Below are 17496 nucleotides of genomic sequence, written 5' to 3' on the forward strand. Positions count from 1 at the left end.
CGCCCCATATTGCCTTTTAGAAGAGATCGTACCTTGGATTTCGCTTGACCCATGTCGCTTTGGCGAGCTTGACGAGCCTGTCATCGAGCGACTTGGACTTGGGAATTGCTTTTTGCTCCTGAGCACTTAGCTCGGCGACAAAGCTTGCCTCTGCTTTCTTCTTCGCAGCGTTAGGTAGCGTCTTGAGTTCCGCCAGAGCTTGATTCTTCGGATCTCCTGTCCTCGGCATGTTGACGGCAGTTGCCAGGGCCAAATAACGCGCAGCAATTGCCATGCTCTCGGGGTCGGCGACCTCGTCCTTTGCCAGTCTGGCACGGTCGAGCGCACCCCAGTAGTCACCACGTTCTGCGCCTGTCTCCAGCCACTTTATCGCGGCCGACTTGTCGGCGGCCACACCGATGCCGTCTCTGTACATGCGGCCGAGGTTTGTAGGAGCATAAGGTTGGCCGCCTTCTGCTGCTTTGGTGAAAAGCTCCAACGCTTTGCCGAGATCCTGAGGCACGGCTTTTCCGAACCGGTAAACCAGCGCGAGATTATTCATTGAATAAATATCATTGCGTTCGAGGCCTGCCTCATAGAAGCGAATGCCGCGCTCTGGATCGGCAGGAACGTTAACTCCGTTGAGGAAAATATAACCGAGTTCGTTCATTGCAAATGTATGGCCGAGATCTGCGGATTGCAGCATGAGTCTGAGACCCAGCTGGGTGTTAGCCTTGATACCGCGTCCATAGAAGAGGCTCTTGCCGTAGGCATAGAGGGCGTAGGGATCGTTCTTTTTGGCCCCGGCTTGGACGATCTCACTCGCTTTCGCGGGATTGGCTGGTACAGAAGCACCAACGATATATAAACTGGCGAGTTGCTCGATCGCCCGGACATGCCCGGCATCCATCGCCTTCTTGATGGTCGCAAAGGCGGTCTTAGTGTCGCGGTTCGCAAGCTGGGCGCGGCCGAGCTGGTAAACGAAGCGCGCCACCTCGGGATAGGCCTTCACTGCGTCCATGCAGGCGGGCAGTGCTTCATCGGCGACGATCTCGTTCGGCAGCTTGCCTGCTGTCACGCCCTGCAGGTCGAGGGGGGCAGCGGCTGATGTGTCGCAGGCGTCGAGCACCGGCTTGAAGGTGACGGTCGCCGGTGGCAGGTCGTCATTGGCTGCCTGCAGCGTCAGGGCGAAAGGCTGGTTTTCGGTGCCGATCTGCGGCTCATAGGAAAGAGCGGGAATATCGGCTGCTTCGAGCACGTGACCGAGCCCGATCACCCGGTCTCCGGCGCGCAGCGTGCCCTTGTTGGGCAGGGCCGCGACCTTGAAGGTCATCTCCGCGGCCGATGCCGGCACGACCGGCAGGCTGGCTTCTACAGGGCCGACGCCGATCGTCGTGTCCACGTCGCGCGGCAGCGCCTTCAGATAGGCTTCGGCATCGGCCAGCCGTACCTGCTTTTCCTGTTCGAGCTGGGCGAGCTTGGCGCCGGCATCCGCCGAGACAGTGATCGCCACGACACCCTGCGTCGCCTGGCCGTAAGGGTCGCTCACGGTATAGCCGATCAGGCCGACGGTTCCGGCGGCAACATCCGATGAATCATAGGTCAGCGCCGTCAGTGCCGCGGCCGGCATCTTCGCGCCCTGCTCGACCGGCTTGCCATCGAAGCTGAGCTTGCCGGTCTTGGGAAGCTGGTTGAGGGTGACGAGCAGCGCCGAGCCGATCTCGTCATGCGGCGGGGCGATCGGCAATTTGGTCGTGGCCGCACCCTCCGGCACGCTCACCTGCTGCATCGGTTCGACGCTTGGCGGCGGCGGCGCCGGGATGAAATAGAAGCTGTCCATCAGCGAGGAGTTTTCCCAGGGAACCTGCTTGCCGTCGGTCATGGCGATCACGTCGCGGCGCACATCGGTCAGAACCTGGCGGATCTCCTTGTTGGGTTCGCTGGCGCGCTTGATGAAGGATTCGGAATAGGGGCTGAGCGCGCCCTCGCCATCGAGCGCCACCTGGCCTGGTTCTGTGGAAAAGGCGATCAGGCTGCCGAGATCGCTGTCGATGCGTGCAAGCCCGCGTGTGGCGCCGACCGGTTCCAGTTTTTCCGCCATCCAGAATTTTTGGGCATTGAAGGGATTGTTGCGGCAGGCATCGAGGAAGATCAGCTGCACCCGCGAATTCTGCTTGAGATGGTTCAGGATCAGGTCGAGCGGCATGGTCTGCGTCTCGACATCATAGGGCGTCTCCAGCGTCGCATCGACCGGCACGATGAAATTCTGTCCGCCCACCTGGATGCCGTGGCCCGAATAGTAGATGAGGCCGGCCTCGGCATTGCTGGTCGAACGCAGGAAGCGGCGCACCGTATCTTCGAGCCCGATGCGGTCGACATTGACGCCGATCGTCACGTCGAAACCGGCCGCGCGCAACGTGGTCGCGACCTCTTCGACATCATTGGCAGGATTGGGAAGCGAGGGCAGCGTCTTGTAGACCGAGTTGCCGATGACCAGGGCGACGCGGCGTCCGCTCTCCTCGGTGACGGCGGCATGTACCGTGCCGATCGATAGCAGCATTGCTGCGACGATCAGCAGAAAAGCGCACAGTCTCTTGACGTCGTGAAACTTGGGCATGGCTCGATCGCAAACATTCTATTGTCTAAGTTCAATAAAATTTGCTGGCCTGCTGGTGCTGGGCCCCCTCTGCATTCACAGTTCAAAACTATTCCTCGGCGGTCCAAAAAGCAAGCTTTGCCGCCTCCAAGTGAATTGGAGCAGTCCCGTCAGATTGGAAGCCCATCGACGGCAGGGAAAGACTATAAAAAATCAAGAAACTATCATGCGGCCGGCATCGGATACGTCAGACTGCGGCGAAACTTCCTTAATCTCGAAACGTATAGTTGCTGATCGAGGCTGATTTCATCTCGATGGAGAAGCCCGGTAGGGTGGGCGGCATGTAGGCGGCGTTCTCGATCAGGCAGGGGTCGAGGAAGTGTTCGTGCAGGTGATCGACATATTCGATGACACGGCCTTCTTTGGTCCCCGACACCGCGACGTAGTCGATCATCGACAGATGCTGCACATATTCACAAAGGCCGACGCCGCCCGCATGCGGCCAGACCGGCAGGTCGAACTTGGCGGCAATCAGCAGCACGGAGAGGACCTCGTTCAGCCCGCCCATGCGGCATGAATCGATCTGCACGATGTCGATCGCGCCCTCGGCGATGAACTGCTTGAACATGATGCGGTTCTGGCACATCTCGCCGGTTGCGACCTTCACCGGGCCGATCGCCTGGCGGATCTTGCGGTGGCCGGCGACATCGTCGGGGCTTGTCGGCTCCTCGATGAAGAAGGGCTTGGCGAAGGAGAGCGCCTTGACCCAGTCGATCGCCTGGCCGACGTCCCAGACCTGATTGGCGTCGATCATCAGGTAACGATCGGGACCGATCACCTCGCGGGCGATCCTGAGGCGGCGGATATCGTCCTCCAGGTCGCGGCCGACCTTCATCTTGATATGGTTGAAGCCGGCGTCGATCGCCTCCTGGCAAAGGCGGCGCAGTTTCTCGTCGCCATAGCCAAGCCAGCCGGCCGAGGTCGTGTAGCAGGCGTAACCCTCTTTTTCGAGGATGGCGATGCGTTCGGCCTTGCCCGCCTCGGCACGCTTGAGGATCTCGATCGCCTCGGCGCGCGTCAGCACATCGGTGAGATAGCGGTAGTCGACGATATCGGCGATCTCTTCCGGCGACATCTCGGCGACGAGCCGCCAGACCGGCTTGCCGGCCTGTTTGGCAAGCAGATCCCAGACGGCATTGACGACCGCGCCGGTCGCCAGGTGAATGGCGCCCTTTTCCGGGCCGATCCAGCGCAACTGGCTGTCGCTGGTCAGATGGCGCCAGAAGGCGCCGGGATGGGCGAGAACTTCTGTGAGGTCGGCGCCGACGACGAGGTGGCGCATCGCTTCGATCGCCATGCAGCAAATGTCGTTGCCGCGGCCGATGGTGAAGGTCAGGCCGTGGCCGGCAAGGCCCGGCGCATCCGTATCGAGAATGACATAGGCCGCCGAATAATCCGGATCGGGGTTCATCGCATCAGATCCATCCAGGCTTTGCGACGTGGGAAAGCGGAGATCGAAGACACGAAGGTCGGTGATGCGGGTCATGGTGTTTCTCCCGATTGTATGGGCGATTATATAGGGCCGATTGCAGTGGCCGGGCCGGCCGGCAAGACTGCCGGGCCGGCCGCATCCGCTGAAATCAGATCGTCCAGCCGCCGTCGATGGCGATCGCCTGGCCCGACGTGTAGGTCGCGCCGGCGAGATAGACGGCGAGATCGGCGATCTCTTCCGGCGAGCCCAGCCGGCCCATCGGCTGGCGGGCGATGAAGGCGGCGCGCGCCGCGTCGTAATCGCCCTGCGCCCGCATGCGGTCCTGCAGCGACGGGCTTTCCACGGTGCCGGGGCAGATGGCGTTGCAGCGGATGCCCTGACCGACATAATCGGCGGCGACGGCTTTGGTGAGCCCGATCACCGCTGCCTTGGTGACGCCATAGGCGAAGCGGTTCGGCACGCCCTTGATGCTGGAGGCGACGGAGGCCATGTTGATGATCGCCCCGTCCTTGCGCTCGATCATGCCGGGCAGCACGGCGCGGATGGTGCGGATCATCGCCTTGACGTTGAGGTCGAAGGCGAATTCGAGATCGGAATCCTTCATCTCGAGGATCGAACCGGCATGGACGAAGCCGGCGCAGTTGAACAGCACATCGACGGCGCCGATCTCGGCGACCAGAGCCTTGACCGCATCCTCTTCGAGCACGTTCAGTCTATGGATAAAAACGCCGGTTTCCGCGGCAAGCGTCGCCAGCGCCTCGGTGTTGATGTCTGTCGCGTGGACCTTGGCGCCGATCGCGGCAAAGGCTGCCGCCGTCGCCCGGCCGATGCCCTGACCGGCGGCGGTGATGAGAACGGTCTTGCCGGAAAGTCTGTTTGTCATATCACGGGCCTTTTCTGGAATTGTCTACGCTGGACGACGGAATGCGGTTTGTCTTGATGAGGCTCGGGCATACACCCCTTTTCCCATTTTGCGCGCTTCGACTGTCCTCCGGCAAGATATTGTTGGCGGCTTGCCGCCCGGTCCTCAGTGCCGGGAAGGCGTGCGGTTTTTACCTGATATCGAGCGATGTCTTCAGGCATGATTTGTCTGTTTATAGACAAACAGACGATTGGCCAAGGGTCAAGCGCGAAGTTTTCCTTTTCCGGCTGCGGTTCTGCGTATATGCAGAATGATATTCACAGGAGGAAGGAATGGAGACCGACGAGTCAGACCGCTACCGCGCTCCTGCCCTCGACAAGGGCCTCGATATCCTGGAGCTGCTCGCCGGCGTCGACAGCGGCCTGACCCAGGCTGATATCGCCAAGCGGCTCGACCGCAGCCCCAACGAATTCTACCGCATGCTCGATCGCTTAGTGCGCCGTGGTTACGTCACCCGGCTGGATGGCGACCGCTATTCGCTGACGCTGAAGCTCTTCGGTCTTGCGCAGCTGCACGCGCCGGTGCGCCGGCTCGCCTCTTACGCCACGCCGCTGATGCGCGATCTTGCCCAGCGCACGCGCCAGGCCAATCATCTCGCCGTCTTCGATCGGGGTGCTGCTGTCGTCATCGCCCAGCAGGAGGCGCCCGACTATTGGGGATTCTCGATCCGCATCGGCGCCCATATCAGCCTCTTCGACACCGGTTCGGGGCATGTGCTGCTGGCTTTCCGCAGCAAGGAGGAGCGGGAGATGATGATCTCCGAACATGTGCGCAGCCGCGCGGACGTCGAACTCGGGCCCGAATTCTACGATCGTCTCGACCAGATCCGCGAGCGCGGCTACGAGATGATGGCAAGCGCCCAGACATCCGGCGTCTATAATCTCTCCGCTCCCGTTCTCGGGCCGGATCGCCGCTGCATCGCCGCCCTCACCTGCCCCTTTATCGCGCTCGTCAATGCGCCGTCCGCTCCCGATATCACGCAGGCGATCACACTGGTGCAGAAGACCGCCGCCCAGCTTTCGCTGCTTGCCGGCGCCGATGTCGTCAACCCGGCCTGAGGCGTAAGAATTTCTATTTGAACAATCCATTCACGGGGAATAGGTTTGCCGCAACCACTCTTGGAGGAGAAGAGCGTGTTCATCGACACCCATCTGCACATCATCGATCGATCGGCGCTGCCCTATCCCTGGCTCTCGGGCGCGCCTGATCTCGATCACGATTTCCTCTACGAGACCTATGCGACCGAGGCCCGGCGCTGCGGCATCACCACGGTGCTGCATATGGAGGTCGATGTCGATCCCGCCGCGATGCAGGCAGAGACCGATCACGTCGGCAGGATCGCCAAAAAGGAAGGCAGTCTGATTGCCGGCGCCATCGTCTCCTGCCGGCCGGAAGAGCAAGGCTTTGCCGCCTATCTCGAGCGGCAAAGGGCCGATCCCTTCGTCAAGGGGTTCCGCCGCGTGCTGCATGTCGTGGCCGATGATGTCTCCGAAGGCGCCCTGTTTCGCGAAAACATCCGGCGCATCGGCGGCAGCGGCCTGACCTTCGACCTTTGCACCTTGCCGCATCAGGCGAGCCGTGTGACCGCCCTCGCCGATCTTGCGCCTGATGTACAGTTCGTGCTCGACCATTGCGGCGTGCCGGATATCCGCTCGGATGCCTTTGAGACGTGGAAGGCCGGCATATCGGAGATTGCCCGGCGGCCGAACGTCGTCTGCAAGATCTCCGGCGTCGTCGCCTATGCCGATGCGAAGACATGGACGGCGCAAACGCTGCAGCCCTATATCGAACATGTGACCGCAAGTTTCGGCTGGGACCGCGTCGTCTGGGGCAGCGATTGGCCGGTCTGCACGCTCGGTGGCGGCCTCTCTACCTGGGTCTCGGCGACCCATGCGATGCTCTCCGGCAGCAGCGAGGCAGAGCGATCGAGGTTGCTTTTCGCCAATGCGCAACGCCTCTGGTCGCTCTGACGTCACAAAATAAAGCGACCGGTCTCCAGGGCGTGCCATTTCGGCATGTTTTTTTGTACCATTCCAGGACAAAAAGGCCAGATTTTCGGGCTTAACTCTATCTACATGCAAGCAATTGCTAGCCTTATTTATCTCGGCTAAAAGTTGTTGACACGGATATGGCGAATAACTCCCTGTCCGCTGCCTTCAGAAGGGAAATGAGATGAAAGAAGAACCGCATTCCGTCGATGTTCACGTCGGAAAGACGATCCGTATCCAGCGTCTGTTGAGGAAAGTTTCTCAGACGGAACTGGGCGATCGTGTGGGCGTAACGTTCCAGCAGATCCAGAAATACGAAAAGGGCTCCAACCGCGTTTCCGCCAGCATGCTGGTCGAAATCGCCGGCGCGCTGAAGGTCGATGTCAGGACATTTTTCGACGACCTGTCGACCCCTGATACGGCGAACGACAACCCCGCTCCGAGCGAGGAATTCGTTATTTCGCGCGAAGGCGTCCTTCTCAATGCGGCGTTCTTTTCGATCAAGAACGAAGCTCTGCGCAAGAAGATCCTGAAGCTCGTCCAGGCGATTGCCAACACCGAACAGTTGGATACTGAAGCGGCCGAATAAACCGGCCCTTCACGCAATCCCAACGGACCGCATGAGGATCAATGGCGATCGATCAGGATTAGGTTCTCGCTGGCATCCTTCATTGCGATCTTGGCTTTGCTGCCGAGCAGCTTCTCGAGATTGACGTCAAGCTCCCTGTCGGGATCTATGCCGTCCCAATCGATGACGACCTGCAGCAGCGCCATGTTCGTCAGGTGCATCAGGTTACGCAGCTGAAGCTTTTCAGCCTCCTCCTTGGCTGCCGACAGCAGCCGGAAGATCCTTGCGTATTCGCTGCCTGTACCTTCGTTGTGTTGTTCAAACATCGTTCCCGCCCTCTTTGGCCGTGGAACCCTACGATTCCATCACCAGTGCATCTTTCCGCCGCGACCGTTATTCAAGCGTTACAGCAACCGCATTGCGCGTGACTTCGGCGTGCAGGAGCTCCCAGTGCGAGGTTGCGGCAAAGTGCCAGTCACGGTTGACGGGGAGGAATCTGTCCCGGCGCAGCCATTCCAATACCAGTCGCGCGTCGTTGCGTTTGCGCTCGACGCGGTTCTTGCGGATGGCGGCGAGGATGTGGTCGCGGCGCGGCTTGCGGAAATGGCACTCGTCGGCCACCTTCGCATAGGTGCGCTCGGAAAAATGCAAGAAACGGCCGGCAAGCAATAGCTTCTTGCGCTCGCCGGGCGAAATCTCGCCTTTGGCGTAAAGCGCATCGATCGTTGGCTCGAAATCGACCCAGGGCACGGAAAGCGGCAGCCAGCCAAGCTCCTGCGGCGCATGCACCAGGGCGACGGCCTCATCGTCGAGCAGCCGCCCGGACTCGTAATCTTCGAAGATCGAGCCGAGCCCGACCATGCCGAAGGGGGCGCATTCGGCTGCCCGCAGCGCGCCCATGCTGGCGCCGCCGGCAACGGCGACATCGTGTTCGAGTGCGTAAAGAATTTCCTTGTGCCAGACCGAAGGCAGATCGCCGAAATAGCCGTCGACGAGACCGATCGCGGTGGCGCCGTCCTGAATGGCCTTCAAGATGTCGCCGCAGGCGGCCGGCGGCCGGAAATCGATGCGGGGGGACATGGCTCTTGCCGCGGCAAGATCGCTGCCAAGGCTCGGGCCGACGAACAGCACCTTCATGATTCGGCTCCTCTGATGGTGTTGACCGCGCGCAAGCCGAGCTGGACGTATTGGCCTGAGATATCGACCTCTAGTCCCGGCACGATCACCCTGACGACGGAAACCGGCAGGGCTCGATGCGGGAATGGCACGACGACGATCTGTTCGATGCCGGTCGCCGCCAGCCGGCCGGCAATATGACCGATAGTGTCCTGGATCGTCGCCGGGCGGCGATCGCGAGCCTGGAACGAGCGCATCCGGCCGTCGCCCTCGCAGAGTTCGACCACCTGCTGCATCGCCGCACTCTTGTCGAGCCGCTGATAGATGCGCGGCGAGAAATCGTCGCGGCTGCCGGCAATCGCGGTCAGCCGGCTCTGAGCCGCTTCGGTGATGGCGCGCAGCGCGGCGCGCACGGGATCGGGGTGGCAGCCGCAGCCGCCGCAGACATGCGACCAGCGCGCATCGACACGGTCGGAAAGATTGCCTGGCATGATGACGGCCAGAAAAGCGGGAACGCCGATATCGGTCGTCATGTCGAGCAGCAGCAGTTTCATACCGGCGCGGGAGATCCGGTCGGTCATGACGTCGATGACCGCATCGCCGAAGGAGGCGGGGTCGATGCGGCTCTCCTTCAGGCGCTCAGGCGATTTCAGCTGGGTCAAGGCCCAGGCGTCGCGCTCCACCAGCTCGCAAAGCCCATGCAGGACCGCCTCGGACGGCGTGTTGCCGGAGGCAAGCCCATCGCTCGACTGCTCGAAGCCCGGCGGCCTCTCGCCGCGATGGTCGAGACCGACGAGCCACCAGGGCACGAAGACGCTGCTGCCGGAAAGAATGTCGAGCCCTGAGCACCACGGAATAGGACTGCTGCCGATTTCGTCGGGGGCGCAGCGTGCGACATTGTCGAGATCGATCATCGCGGCACGCTCCGCCCGCATGCTCTCGGCCGTCGCCTGCGTCAGGTCGGCGGGGGCGATTTCGGCGATCCGCGTCTCGACCGCCTCCATGGCCGCCGAGGCCATGGCGGCATCATTGTCGATGCCCTTGCCCTGAAACACCGAGAGCGTATGGCTGTTCGGCCTCGTTGCAAAGGCGACGGGGATGTTCAGAACGTCGAGTGCGGTCAGCAGACCGACGCGCGTAATGCCGAATTCGCGCAGATGCGGCCTGATTGCTGCCAATGTCTGAGCCGGCGTGACGGCGCGGTCATGATAGTCGCTGACGCCGGCCGATGATCGTTTGAGGTCACCGGCAAGCGTTTCAAGGTCGGTGAAAGCAGACATACCGATTTGTTCCTTAGCGGAACCTCAGCGCATGTGTCAGGCTCTCGAGCGCATTGGCGGAAACGTTGAGCTCGTCCTGCTTCATGGCTGCCTTGGCGGCTGCAGAGAAGCGCAGTGACTGTGTCTGAGCTGCGGTGGTGTCAGCATTCGTCTTCATGTTTCATCTCCGATTGGTTAGGCAGCGCCTTGCTGCCGTTAACCTTCGGAGGGAAACATTGCCTGCGTCATTTAAGCGTTACAGGCTTCATTAAAAGGCGGTGCATCAGGGAAGTCCGGCAAGTTGCAGGCCCTGTATCAGCGGTTCCGTATAGGCAGGATCGCGATCTGGGACGAAATGACGGATGTCCTCACTGCGGAAATCGGGGAAGTTTTCCAGCACCACCCTGGCGTAATTCCTGGCCTTGCTCGTATCGCCTGCCATGGCATGCGAGGCGGCGAGCAGACGGGCCGTTGCCTGCTTCGCCTTCACCGGTTCCAGCGCCTCGATCGCCATTTCATATTCTTCGCGCATGAAGTGGATGCCGCCGAGGTTCCAGTAATAATAGTCCGGCGGCAGCGGATTGAGTTTGAAGGCAGCGCGGCTGAGCTCCAGCGCTCGATCGAAATCGCCATCATGGGAAAGCGCGTCGGCATAGTCGGCCAGGATGTCGGCATCGTTGGGATTGAGATCCTGGGCCTGCTGGAAATATTCCAAGCTTTCGTCGAAGCGGCGGCGATAAAGCGCCACGAAGCCGAGCTCGCGATAGGCCCGGCCGCTATTCGGGTCGGACTGCTGCGCCTGCCGGGCAGCACCGTTCGCCTCATCGAGCAGTTCCTTGTCCCGCATGCCGCGGATCAGCCATTCCATGCCGAGCGCGCGCGACATGCCGGCATGGGCGGCGGAGAAATGTTCATAACGATTGAGCGAGGATTTGAACCATTTGCGCGCCTGGCGCAGATGCTGCAAGTCGGTCTGGGCGATCAGCCGCTTGCCTTCCAGGTAGAGGCGGTAGGCGGACGGCGGCGCGTCGCCGATCGGCATCGCCAGTTCGTGACGCTCGATCGTATCGGCGAGCGAGGAGACGATCCGCCGCGTCAGATGCGCGAAGGATTCGCTGATCTTCTGCATGACCAGCGGCAGCTCGATGGCCCAGATCACTTCCGAAGTCGTCGTCCGCGTCAGCCGGCAGGTCGCATAGACATCCTCGTCGCGGCCCTGGATGGTGACGTAGACCGCATAGTCGAAGCTGAGGTCGAGCGGACCGGGCACGGCACGGGACGGATCGATCGAACGGCTGAGGATTTCCAGGCTGGTATGCGCCGCGATCACCTTGAAGCCGCGCTGCTGGCTGAGACCGATGGTGACGTCTTCGAGAAGCGCCCTGCCGACGCGCTCCATCAGCGGATCGGTGAAGATGCTTTCCGGCGGCAGGATGATGATACGCGGCTGGCCGACAGAATTGACGGACAGCTCCGGCGCCGGCTGGGAATGCCCTGACGTCGCCTGTGCCGCCGGCACCAGGCTCAGTTCGCGGGCAAGAGCGGTGGTGCTTTCTTCCGGCTCGGTGTCGAAGTCGTCCTTCAGCTGGCTTTTGCACTTCAGATAGGCCTGACGCGCCGCTGCCGGATCGTTCATCCTGACATAGGTGCGCATCAAGGCGCGATAGGCCGTCTCACTGGCAGGGTCGAGTTCCAGCAAGCGCCTGGCAAGCGTGACCTGCTCTTCATCCGATCTGTCTTCTGATGTCTCGACCAGCCGGGCGAGATGGGCGGAGCGCAACTCGTCGACCCGCTGGCGCTCAAAGGTCAGCCAGTCCTCGGCGCCCTGCGTCGGCGATTTGACGCCTTCGAGCAATTCGCCGTTCAGCAGGTCGCCGTCTTCGGGTGCGAGCGGCCCTTTCTGTTTCAGGATATGAACGTCGACCTCCCAGCCATCGGCAAGGCCGATATGGGTTCGGGTCGGGGCAAGCAGCTGTGGGAGGCCGGCGGGAACGCTCTGTTCGATGCGCGCCAGCAGCTGGCGCAGGCTGCCGGCCCGTTTTTCCGGCAGTTCCGATTGCCAGAGCTGCCGCCTGACGGTTTCGCGGTCGAGTTCGAAATTGGGTTCGGCGGCGAGCATGGCGAGGAGAAAATAAGACTTCTCCGGCAAGGGGAGTTCCTTCCCCGCCGCCATCAATCGCGGTCTTCCGAGCAGGCACAGCCTGTTCGTCAACATCTGCCGGATGTCCGTCGCATCTCGGTTTCTCACCCCTGAAAGCCAAGGCGCACAAGCGCACCGGCGGTCAAGAGATCATGTTAAAGCTATAAAGCCGCCGCGCATAGCGGCTTTGCTATAAAAAGAAGAAATTTCAGCGATTATTTGCATTTTCGCATGTCGCTCGCCGAGAAGATGCTTTGCCGATATTTTGGATGGCAGGCGTTTTGCGTTCCCTGGCGGCAGGTTATTAAGCTATCGACGGCCCGTATCACAGGCTGTCCCCGACCAAAATCGCCGCTGCGCTACAGGCCAAGCGCCTTGATGTGGGCTTCGCGGGTCCCCTTTTTTGTTTCCGAGAGAGCGGCTCAAGCGGTCTGGAAATCTGTGAGCATACTGTAGGAGGGCAATGTCCTGTTGGCGAAGATCCCCTTGCGGAGGAGGACGCGGTCGGAGTGCGGACGGGCGATAAGCTGGTCGAGGCTCCAGGCTTCCAGGATCATCAGGTCTGCCGGACGATCGACGCCGATCGTACCGGCGTCGATGCCCATGATGCCACCGGGTGCCGGGCCGGCAAGAGCGGGCGCATCCGCGTAAGGGTGGTCGAGATGCAGGATGCGCACCGCTTGCCGCCAGGTGTCCAGCATGTCGTGATCGCCATAGGCGAAGAACGGATCGCGGCAATTGTCGCCGGCCGCGGCGACCGGAATGCCAGCCGCCTGCAATTCCTGCACGGGCGTGACCCCGCGCCAGCGCGGCGTGCGGCCGTCTTCGCGATCCTGGAGATACATGTTGACGGTTGGCAGCGTGATGATCGAGAGGCCGGCATCGGCGATCAGCGCGATCGTGTCGCGCAATTCTTGCTCGCCCAGAAGCGCAAGCGAACAGCAGTGGCCGCACGTAACGCGCCCCTCGTAGCCGTGGCGAATGGCGGCACGCGCCACATGCGGCAGGGCATCGGCCTGTGCCGCCTCGTCGACATGTAGATCGATATCGAGTTCCCGCTCCTTCGCCAGCGCAAACAACCGGTCGAGCAGCAGGTCGATATCGTCGAGGCCTGACCCATGGGTGCCCCCGGAGGCGCGGGTGACGCCGCCGAGCAAGCCGCCGTGGACGGCAACGATATCGGCAAGCCGGGCGCCATAGTCGTCGCGATAGGCATCGAGCGGCACGAGGCCGGCAGCCTGCAAGGTGATGCAGCCTTTCCAACGTTGGCGCATTTCGGCAAACGCGCTCCAGGTGATTTCCGCCTGCCCCTCGTGACTGTCGAGATGGGTGCGGATAGCGGCCACGCCATGGGCGTCGGCCGTTGCAAGACCGAATTCCATCCGTCGCAGGAGGTCGTCGGCATTCCAGTGGGCAAGGCGGTCCGCCGTCGTCGCGGCGCGCGCGCCGGGATGCGTGCCGCCGGAATCGGGCGCACGTCCCATGGTGTGGCCCTTGTCGAGATGGGCGTGCGCGTCGATCAGAAGCGGCCAGACATGGCGGCCGTCGAGCGCGACTGCATCTTCGCCACCATCGGCAAGGGCCGGCGTTATTGCAGCGATCCTGCCGTTCTCGACCAGAATGTCGACGAAGGCGGAACCGTCCCGGTCCACCTCCGCACCACCAGGCACGTCATCTGCAAGCAGCGCAACCGGGACGCGCGCCTTCGCAAGACGAATGCGCTCCGGTCTCGCCAGACGGGCGGCAAGGCTGGGAAACAGGGAAAGATCGTTCATGGTGGGTCTCGATTGGATGGGTTGCCGAGCGGTCAGTTCTCGTCGAACGAGGCGAGCAGACGCTCCTGGGCGAATTGCATGAAATGGCTGCCGGCGGGCGAAAGCGAGCCGCGGGCGCGGTGGAGTATATTGAGCCGTTGCAGCGAGCCGGTTCCCGTCAGCGGAATGAAGACCAGGTCGCCAGTCGCCATTTCGCGGTCGACGTCGAGCCGGTTGAGGAAGGTGATGTGAGGCGTTGTCCGGGCAAGGCGTTTCATCAGTTCCATCGAATTGGTCTCGACGACGGGAACAAGGGTGGCGCGCGCCGGGGCAGTCGCCTCGACGACCTCGCGCAGCGACAGCGATCGATCCGCCAGAACCAGCGGATAGAGCAGGCAGTCGGACATGCGCACGGTCTTGCGGTTTGCGAGGGGATGGGCGGGCGCGACGACGGCTCCCAGCGCATGGCGGAATTCGGCGGCGCGTTGCAGCCGGGTATCGTCCGGCAGGTTGTAGGCAATGGCGAGATCGGCCTGGCCGAGCGCAACCATCTCCGCAACAGTCGTCCGGTCGCCGACCATGATCCGCAGACTGACCTGCGGATGTTTTTCTCGGTAAGCTGCAACGATCTCGGCAATCCGGCCCGCCGCGAGCGTTGCCATGGTCGCCAGAACCACCTCGCCGCGATTGAGCCCCTTGAGGGACTGGATCTGCGCCCGCATCCGCTGATGCGCCTGCAGTGTCTCGCGAATGTGCTGGATGAGGATCTCGCCCGAACTCGTGAGTTTCAGGCCGCGCGGCAGGCGCTCGAAAATGGGTGCCTGCAGCTCTTCCTCAAGGTCCAGGATATAGCGGTTCACCGCAGAGGCGGCGACATGCAATGTCTTTGCCGCCTTGCGGATGGAGCCCTGTCGGGCCACCTCGTCGATATAACGCAGCGCGCGTCCATGAAGCATGATGGGTCCGTTGCCTGACGGGAGTCGGATTGACTGTTCCACGATGTCACCGCAACGGACCATCTACAACGTCACTTCTTGGCGAAATTGGCGTTGATGCGCCGGGTCAGGTATTCGCCGGCGGTGATCGCCTCGTATTTGCCAAGCGGACCCTCAATGACGGCATCGCGGTTTGCCTGGCAGAAGAAGGGTAGGGACAGTCGGCGGCCCATATACTCATTCTCGCGGGGCATGCGCACCCGGTGCAGCGTCGACTGCAGCTGGTCGTCCGACCAGCGCATCAGCATGTCGCCGATGTTGCAGGTGATGTAGCCCTTGCGCGGCGGAACATCCGTCCATTCCTTCAGGGCTGCATCCTTACCCGGGCACACCTGGAGCCCGCCTTCGCCCTCCTTCTGGTGAAGGATGGTCAAGCAATCGAAGTCCGAATGCGCGCCGGCACGCCACGACGTGAAGTCTTCCGGCCTGGCGTCTTCCATCGACATGTAGTGGATGAGGCGCAGGGTCGATTGATACTGGTCCGAAGAGGGGTCATGCGCCTTGGTGAAGAAATCCTCGGCAAAGCCCATCTTCAGCGCGAAGCAGGAGAGGATGCGCATGCCGAGTTCCCAGTTCTGGCGCTCGAAGCGGAGCATCTTTTCCCGGAAGCCCGGAAGATCGTCTTCGCTCGGCCACAGGTTGAGGCGGATCATGTCCGGCCGGGTGAGTTGGAAGCTCTCCTTGTTATCCGGCGTGCCGGTGGAGGCGCGGACCTGCGCCTTGAATTCCCAGCCGGCATTGATGCCCTTCGGCATCGGGGTTCTCGCCTTGACCTCCGCCGGCAGTTCGAAGAATGTCCAGGCCGTGTCGAAGGCCGCGGCAATATCGTCCTGGGCGATGCCGTGATTGTAGGCCTGGAAGAAACCGATATCGACGGAGGCCTGCCAGAGCGCATCGGCGATCTCGTGCTTGCGGTTGTCGAAGTCAGAAAGGTCGATGACGGGGATTTCCCGGTCAACGGTCGTGCCCATGCCGCCGATGGTCGCTTCCTTGGCGAGTTCCGCGAGGGTGTCTGTCTGGATATTCATACTATTCTCCTTAGGTGAATGCCGGCGAACCGGCGGTTGAGGAGCAATGTCCGGGCGGGGCCCGACTGCTTCTACTCCGGATGGGTTCAGCCGTTTTTCGGCAGGCTCCAGGGAAAGAGGAGCTTCTGCGTCAGGACCACGGCCTGAAATAGCAAGAGCGACATGGCGGCGAGCAGCAGCAAGCCGGCCCAGGCCTGTGGCAGCTTGAACAGGGAGGTCGACAGCTGGATGAAATAGCCGACGCCGGCTTCGGATGCGCAGAACTCCGCAACCACGGCGCCGATGACGGCAAGCGTGATCGAGATTTTCAGCGCCGAGAAGATGTAGGGCACCGCAAACGGCAGGCGTATCTGGGTGATCTCGCGGAAGCCCGAGGCGCGCAGGCTTCGCGACAGCTCGATCAGCTCCGGCGGGGTTGCCGCAAGGCCCGTTGCGGTAGAGACGACGAGCGGAAAGAAGGTGATGAGACAGGTGATAACGATGCGTGGCGCATCGCCGGCCCCGAGCACGACGATGATGATCGGCGCAATCGCCACCACCGGCGTCGACTGCACTACGACGAGCAGCGGATAGAGCGTTCGCGACAGGAATGGCGAGCGCATCATGATCACCGCGAGCGGAATGGCGATAACGATGGACATCGCATAACCGATCAGCGCCACCCGCAACGTCGCGGCGATGTGACCGATCCAGCGCTCGAAGCCGATGGAGGAGAACGAGCCGAGGATCGCGCTTGGCGGCGGCAGCAGATAGGTCGGGATCGACAGGAGCCGCGCCGCCGCTTCCCATAGCAGCACCGTGCCGATCAGGGCCGCGGCGGTCGTGATGCCCGACAACGCCAGCACCCGCTTGAGGAGCGCGACCGGTGTACGGCTCTGCATGGCCTCACGCCGCGTGACGGGTGAGGAGGAGATCGCGGAGGTAATCGGAGAGGTCATGGATCGCCTTGTCCTTTGCAGTTTCGGGGCCGCGTGGCCGGCCGACGGGAACGGTGACTTCGGTCAGGATCGAGCCCGGCCGTCCGGTCATCACCAAAACGCGGTCGGACAGAAGCGCCGCCTCGCTGACGGAGTGGGTGATGAAGACCACGGTCTTCGGACGTTCGGAAAAGATGCGCAGCAGATCGAAGCCCATCACCTCGCGCGTCAGGGCATCCAGCGCCGAGAAGGGTTCGTCCATCAGCAGGATATCCGGGTCCATGAGCAGCGCGCGGGCGATGCCGACACGCTGCTGCATGCCGCCGGACAGTTCGTCCGGCAGGCGTTTCTCGAAGCCGGCAAGCCCGACCATGCTCAGCAATTCACCCGCCCGCCCGCGCTCCTCTGCCGTTACCCGGCCGGTCTTGTGGCGGGCGGGAAACACGACATTGTCCTCGACAGTCGCCCAGGGAAGCAGCGTCGGCTTCTGGAAGACGATCCCGATGTCGTCACGCGGGGCCGTCACCGGCAGACCGAAGACGTCTACCGAGCCGGACGTCGGTTTCAACAGGCCGGCGATCATGCGCAGCAGGGTCGATTTCCCGCAGCCCGAAGGGCCGAGGATTGAGACAAACTCATGCCGGGCCACATCGAAACTGACGTCGCGTAGGGCTTCCGTGCGCCCGGACCGGGTTTCGAAAACCTGTCCCAGCCTGTCGAAGCGGATAGCGGGCATCGCCAT

Annotated in this window: 16 protein-coding genes; 3 read left to right on the plus strand and 13 right to left on the minus strand. The window is 62.1% G+C overall.

The genetic code is table 11. The features are described 5' to 3' along the window. Positions 1–16: 16 nt before the first annotated feature. The 3 genes from G9X68_RS26645 to G9X68_RS26655 all read right to left on the minus strand — a co-directional run bounded on the left by G9X68_RS26645 (position 17) and on the right by G9X68_RS26655 (position 4950). On the minus strand, positions 17–2596 hold the full coding sequence (locus tag G9X68_RS26645; RefSeq protein WP_171604923.1) for a caspase family protein: 2580 nt from the start codon (positions 2594–2596) through the stop codon (positions 17–19). Positions 2597–2843: 247 nt separating this feature from the next. Next, the gene (locus tag G9X68_RS26650) at positions 2844–4121 is read right to left on the minus strand and encodes an L-fuconate dehydratase (RefSeq protein ID WP_171604924.1); all 1278 of its coding nucleotides are present in this window, start codon (positions 4119–4121) and stop codon (positions 2844–2846) included. A 94-nt stretch (positions 4122–4215) separates the two neighbouring features. Continuing rightward, complete coding sequence (locus G9X68_RS26655) at positions 4216–4950, minus strand: SDR family oxidoreductase (protein ID WP_171604925.1); 735 nt, start codon at positions 4948–4950, stop codon at positions 4216–4218. A gap of 311 nt (positions 4951–5261) precedes the next feature. Here G9X68_RS26655 and G9X68_RS26660 point away from each other — a divergent pair, with 311 nt between their 5' ends. From G9X68_RS26660 to G9X68_RS26670, 3 genes are all read left to right on the plus strand, one after another. Beyond that, entirely contained in the window at positions 5262–6047 is a 786-nt protein-coding gene (locus tag G9X68_RS26660) for an IclR family transcriptional regulator (RefSeq protein WP_171604926.1), read from the plus strand. Between the two features lie 75 nt (positions 6048–6122). Then, positions 6123–6959 carry an amidohydrolase family protein gene (locus tag G9X68_RS26665; protein ID WP_171604927.1) on the plus strand — a complete coding sequence of 279 codons (837 nt, stop codon included), beginning with the start codon at positions 6123–6125 and terminating at the stop codon, positions 6957–6959. Positions 6960–7161: 202 nt separating this feature from the next. Beyond that, positions 7162–7566: a helix-turn-helix domain-containing protein gene (locus G9X68_RS26670; protein WP_171604928.1), complete on the plus strand. Its 405-nt coding sequence runs from the start codon at positions 7162–7164 to the stop codon at positions 7564–7566. A gap of 38 nt (positions 7567–7604) precedes the next feature. Here the strand turns inward: G9X68_RS26670 and G9X68_RS26675 are convergent, their stop codons facing one another. The 10 genes from G9X68_RS26675 to G9X68_RS26720 all read right to left on the minus strand — a co-directional run bounded on the left by G9X68_RS26675 (position 7605) and on the right by G9X68_RS26720 (position 17496). Then, on the minus strand, positions 7605–7871 hold the full coding sequence (locus G9X68_RS26675) for a hypothetical protein (RefSeq protein ID WP_004668299.1): 267 nt from the start codon (positions 7869–7871) through the stop codon (positions 7605–7607). 67 nt (positions 7872–7938) lie between these two features. Next, positions 7939–8682 (minus strand): TfuA-like protein, encoded by a 744-nt coding sequence (locus G9X68_RS26680; RefSeq protein ID WP_171604929.1) that lies wholly within the window; start codon positions 8680–8682, stop codon positions 7939–7941. Further along, a complete protein-coding gene (locus G9X68_RS26685) occupies positions 8679–9941 on the minus strand; it encodes a YcaO-like family protein (RefSeq protein ID WP_171604930.1) in 1263 nt (420 codons plus the stop codon). The genes G9X68_RS26680 and G9X68_RS26685 overlap by 4 nt, the downstream gene beginning before the upstream one ends. A 13-nt stretch (positions 9942–9954) precedes the next feature. Next, on the minus strand, positions 9955–10098 hold the full coding sequence (locus tag G9X68_RS26690) for a hypothetical protein (protein ID WP_012763602.1): 144 nt from the start codon (positions 10096–10098) through the stop codon (positions 9955–9957). A gap of 105 nt (positions 10099–10203) precedes the next feature. Continuing rightward, complete coding sequence (locus G9X68_RS26695; RefSeq protein ID WP_171604931.1) at positions 10204–12135, minus strand: AfsR/SARP family transcriptional regulator; 1932 nt, start codon at positions 12133–12135, stop codon at positions 10204–10206. Between the two features lie 347 nt (positions 12136–12482). Then, complete coding sequence (locus tag G9X68_RS26700; protein ID WP_171604932.1) at positions 12483–13835, minus strand: cytosine deaminase; 1353 nt, start codon at positions 13833–13835, stop codon at positions 12483–12485. A 32-nt stretch (positions 13836–13867) separates the two neighbouring features. Then, positions 13868–14770, minus strand: a complete 903-nt coding sequence (locus G9X68_RS26705; protein WP_171604933.1) for a LysR family transcriptional regulator — start codon at positions 14768–14770, stop codon at positions 13868–13870. Positions 14771–14841: 71 nt separating this feature from the next. Further along, positions 14842–15837, minus strand: coding sequence for an isopenicillin N synthase family dioxygenase (locus G9X68_RS26710; RefSeq protein ID WP_171604934.1), 996 nt, complete (start codon positions 15835–15837; stop codon positions 14842–14844). A gap of 86 nt (positions 15838–15923) precedes the next feature. After that, positions 15924–16718, minus strand: coding sequence for an ABC transporter permease (locus G9X68_RS26715; protein ID WP_171605074.1), 795 nt, complete (start codon positions 16716–16718; stop codon positions 15924–15926). 4 nt (positions 16719–16722) lie between these two features. After that, a complete protein-coding gene (locus G9X68_RS26720) occupies positions 16723–17496 on the minus strand; it encodes an ABC transporter ATP-binding protein (protein WP_130801029.1) in 774 nt (257 codons plus the stop codon).

The sequence above is a fragment of the Rhizobium changzhiense genome (genome assembly GCF_013087625.1).
GTDB lineage: Bacteria > Pseudomonadota > Alphaproteobacteria > Rhizobiales > Rhizobiaceae > Rhizobium > Rhizobium sophorae.

What these genes read in the sequence shown, in the direction of transcription:
- G9X68_RS26645 (WP_171604923.1), bottom strand. Translation starts at nt 2,596, where the DNA reads ATGCCCAAGTTTCACGACGTCAAGAGACTGTGCGCTTTTCTGCTGATC.
- G9X68_RS26650 (WP_171604924.1), bottom strand. Translation starts at nt 4,121, where the DNA reads ATGACCCGCATCACCGACCTTCGTGTCTTCGATCTCCGCTTTCCCACG.
- G9X68_RS26655 (WP_171604925.1), bottom strand. Translation starts at nt 4,950, where the DNA reads ATGACAAACAGACTTTCCGGCAAGACCGTTCTCATCACCGCCGCCGGT.
- G9X68_RS26660 (WP_171604926.1), top strand. Translation starts at nt 5,262, where the DNA reads ATGGAGACCGACGAGTCAGACCGCTACCGCGCTCCTGCCCTCGACAAG.
- G9X68_RS26670 (WP_171604928.1), top strand. Translation starts at nt 7,162, where the DNA reads ATGAAAGAAGAACCGCATTCCGTCGATGTTCACGTCGGAAAGACGATC.
- G9X68_RS26675 (WP_004668299.1), bottom strand. Translation starts at nt 7,871, where the DNA reads ATGTTTGAACAACACAACGAAGGTACAGGCAGCGAATACGCAAGGATC.
- G9X68_RS26680 (WP_171604929.1), bottom strand. Translation starts at nt 8,682, where the DNA reads ATGAAGGTGCTGTTCGTCGGCCCGAGCCTTGGCAGCGATCTTGCCGCG.
- G9X68_RS26685 (WP_171604930.1), bottom strand. Translation starts at nt 9,941, where the DNA reads ATGTCTGCTTTCACCGACCTTGAAACGCTTGCCGGTGACCTCAAACGA.
- G9X68_RS26690 (WP_012763602.1), bottom strand. Translation starts at nt 10,098, where the DNA reads ATGAAGACGAATGCTGACACCACCGCAGCTCAGACACAGTCACTGCGC.
- G9X68_RS26695 (WP_171604931.1), bottom strand. Translation starts at nt 12,135, where the DNA reads ATGTTGACGAACAGGCTGTGCCTGCTCGGAAGACCGCGATTGATGGCG.
- G9X68_RS26700 (WP_171604932.1), bottom strand. Translation starts at nt 13,835, where the DNA reads ATGAACGATCTTTCCCTGTTTCCCAGCCTTGCCGCCCGTCTGGCGAGA.
- G9X68_RS26705 (WP_171604933.1), bottom strand. Translation starts at nt 14,770, where the DNA reads ATGCTTCATGGACGCGCGCTGCGTTATATCGACGAGGTGGCCCGACAG.
- G9X68_RS26710 (WP_171604934.1), bottom strand. Translation starts at nt 15,837, where the DNA reads ATGAATATCCAGACAGACACCCTCGCGGAACTCGCCAAGGAAGCGACC.
- G9X68_RS26715 (WP_171605074.1), bottom strand. Translation starts at nt 16,718, where the DNA reads ATGCAGAGCCGTACACCGGTCGCGCTCCTCAAGCGGGTGCTGGCGTTG.
- G9X68_RS26720 (WP_130801029.1), bottom strand. Translation starts at nt 17,496, where the DNA reads ATGGCGATGCCCGCTATCCGCTTCGACAGGCTGGGACAGGTTTTCGAA.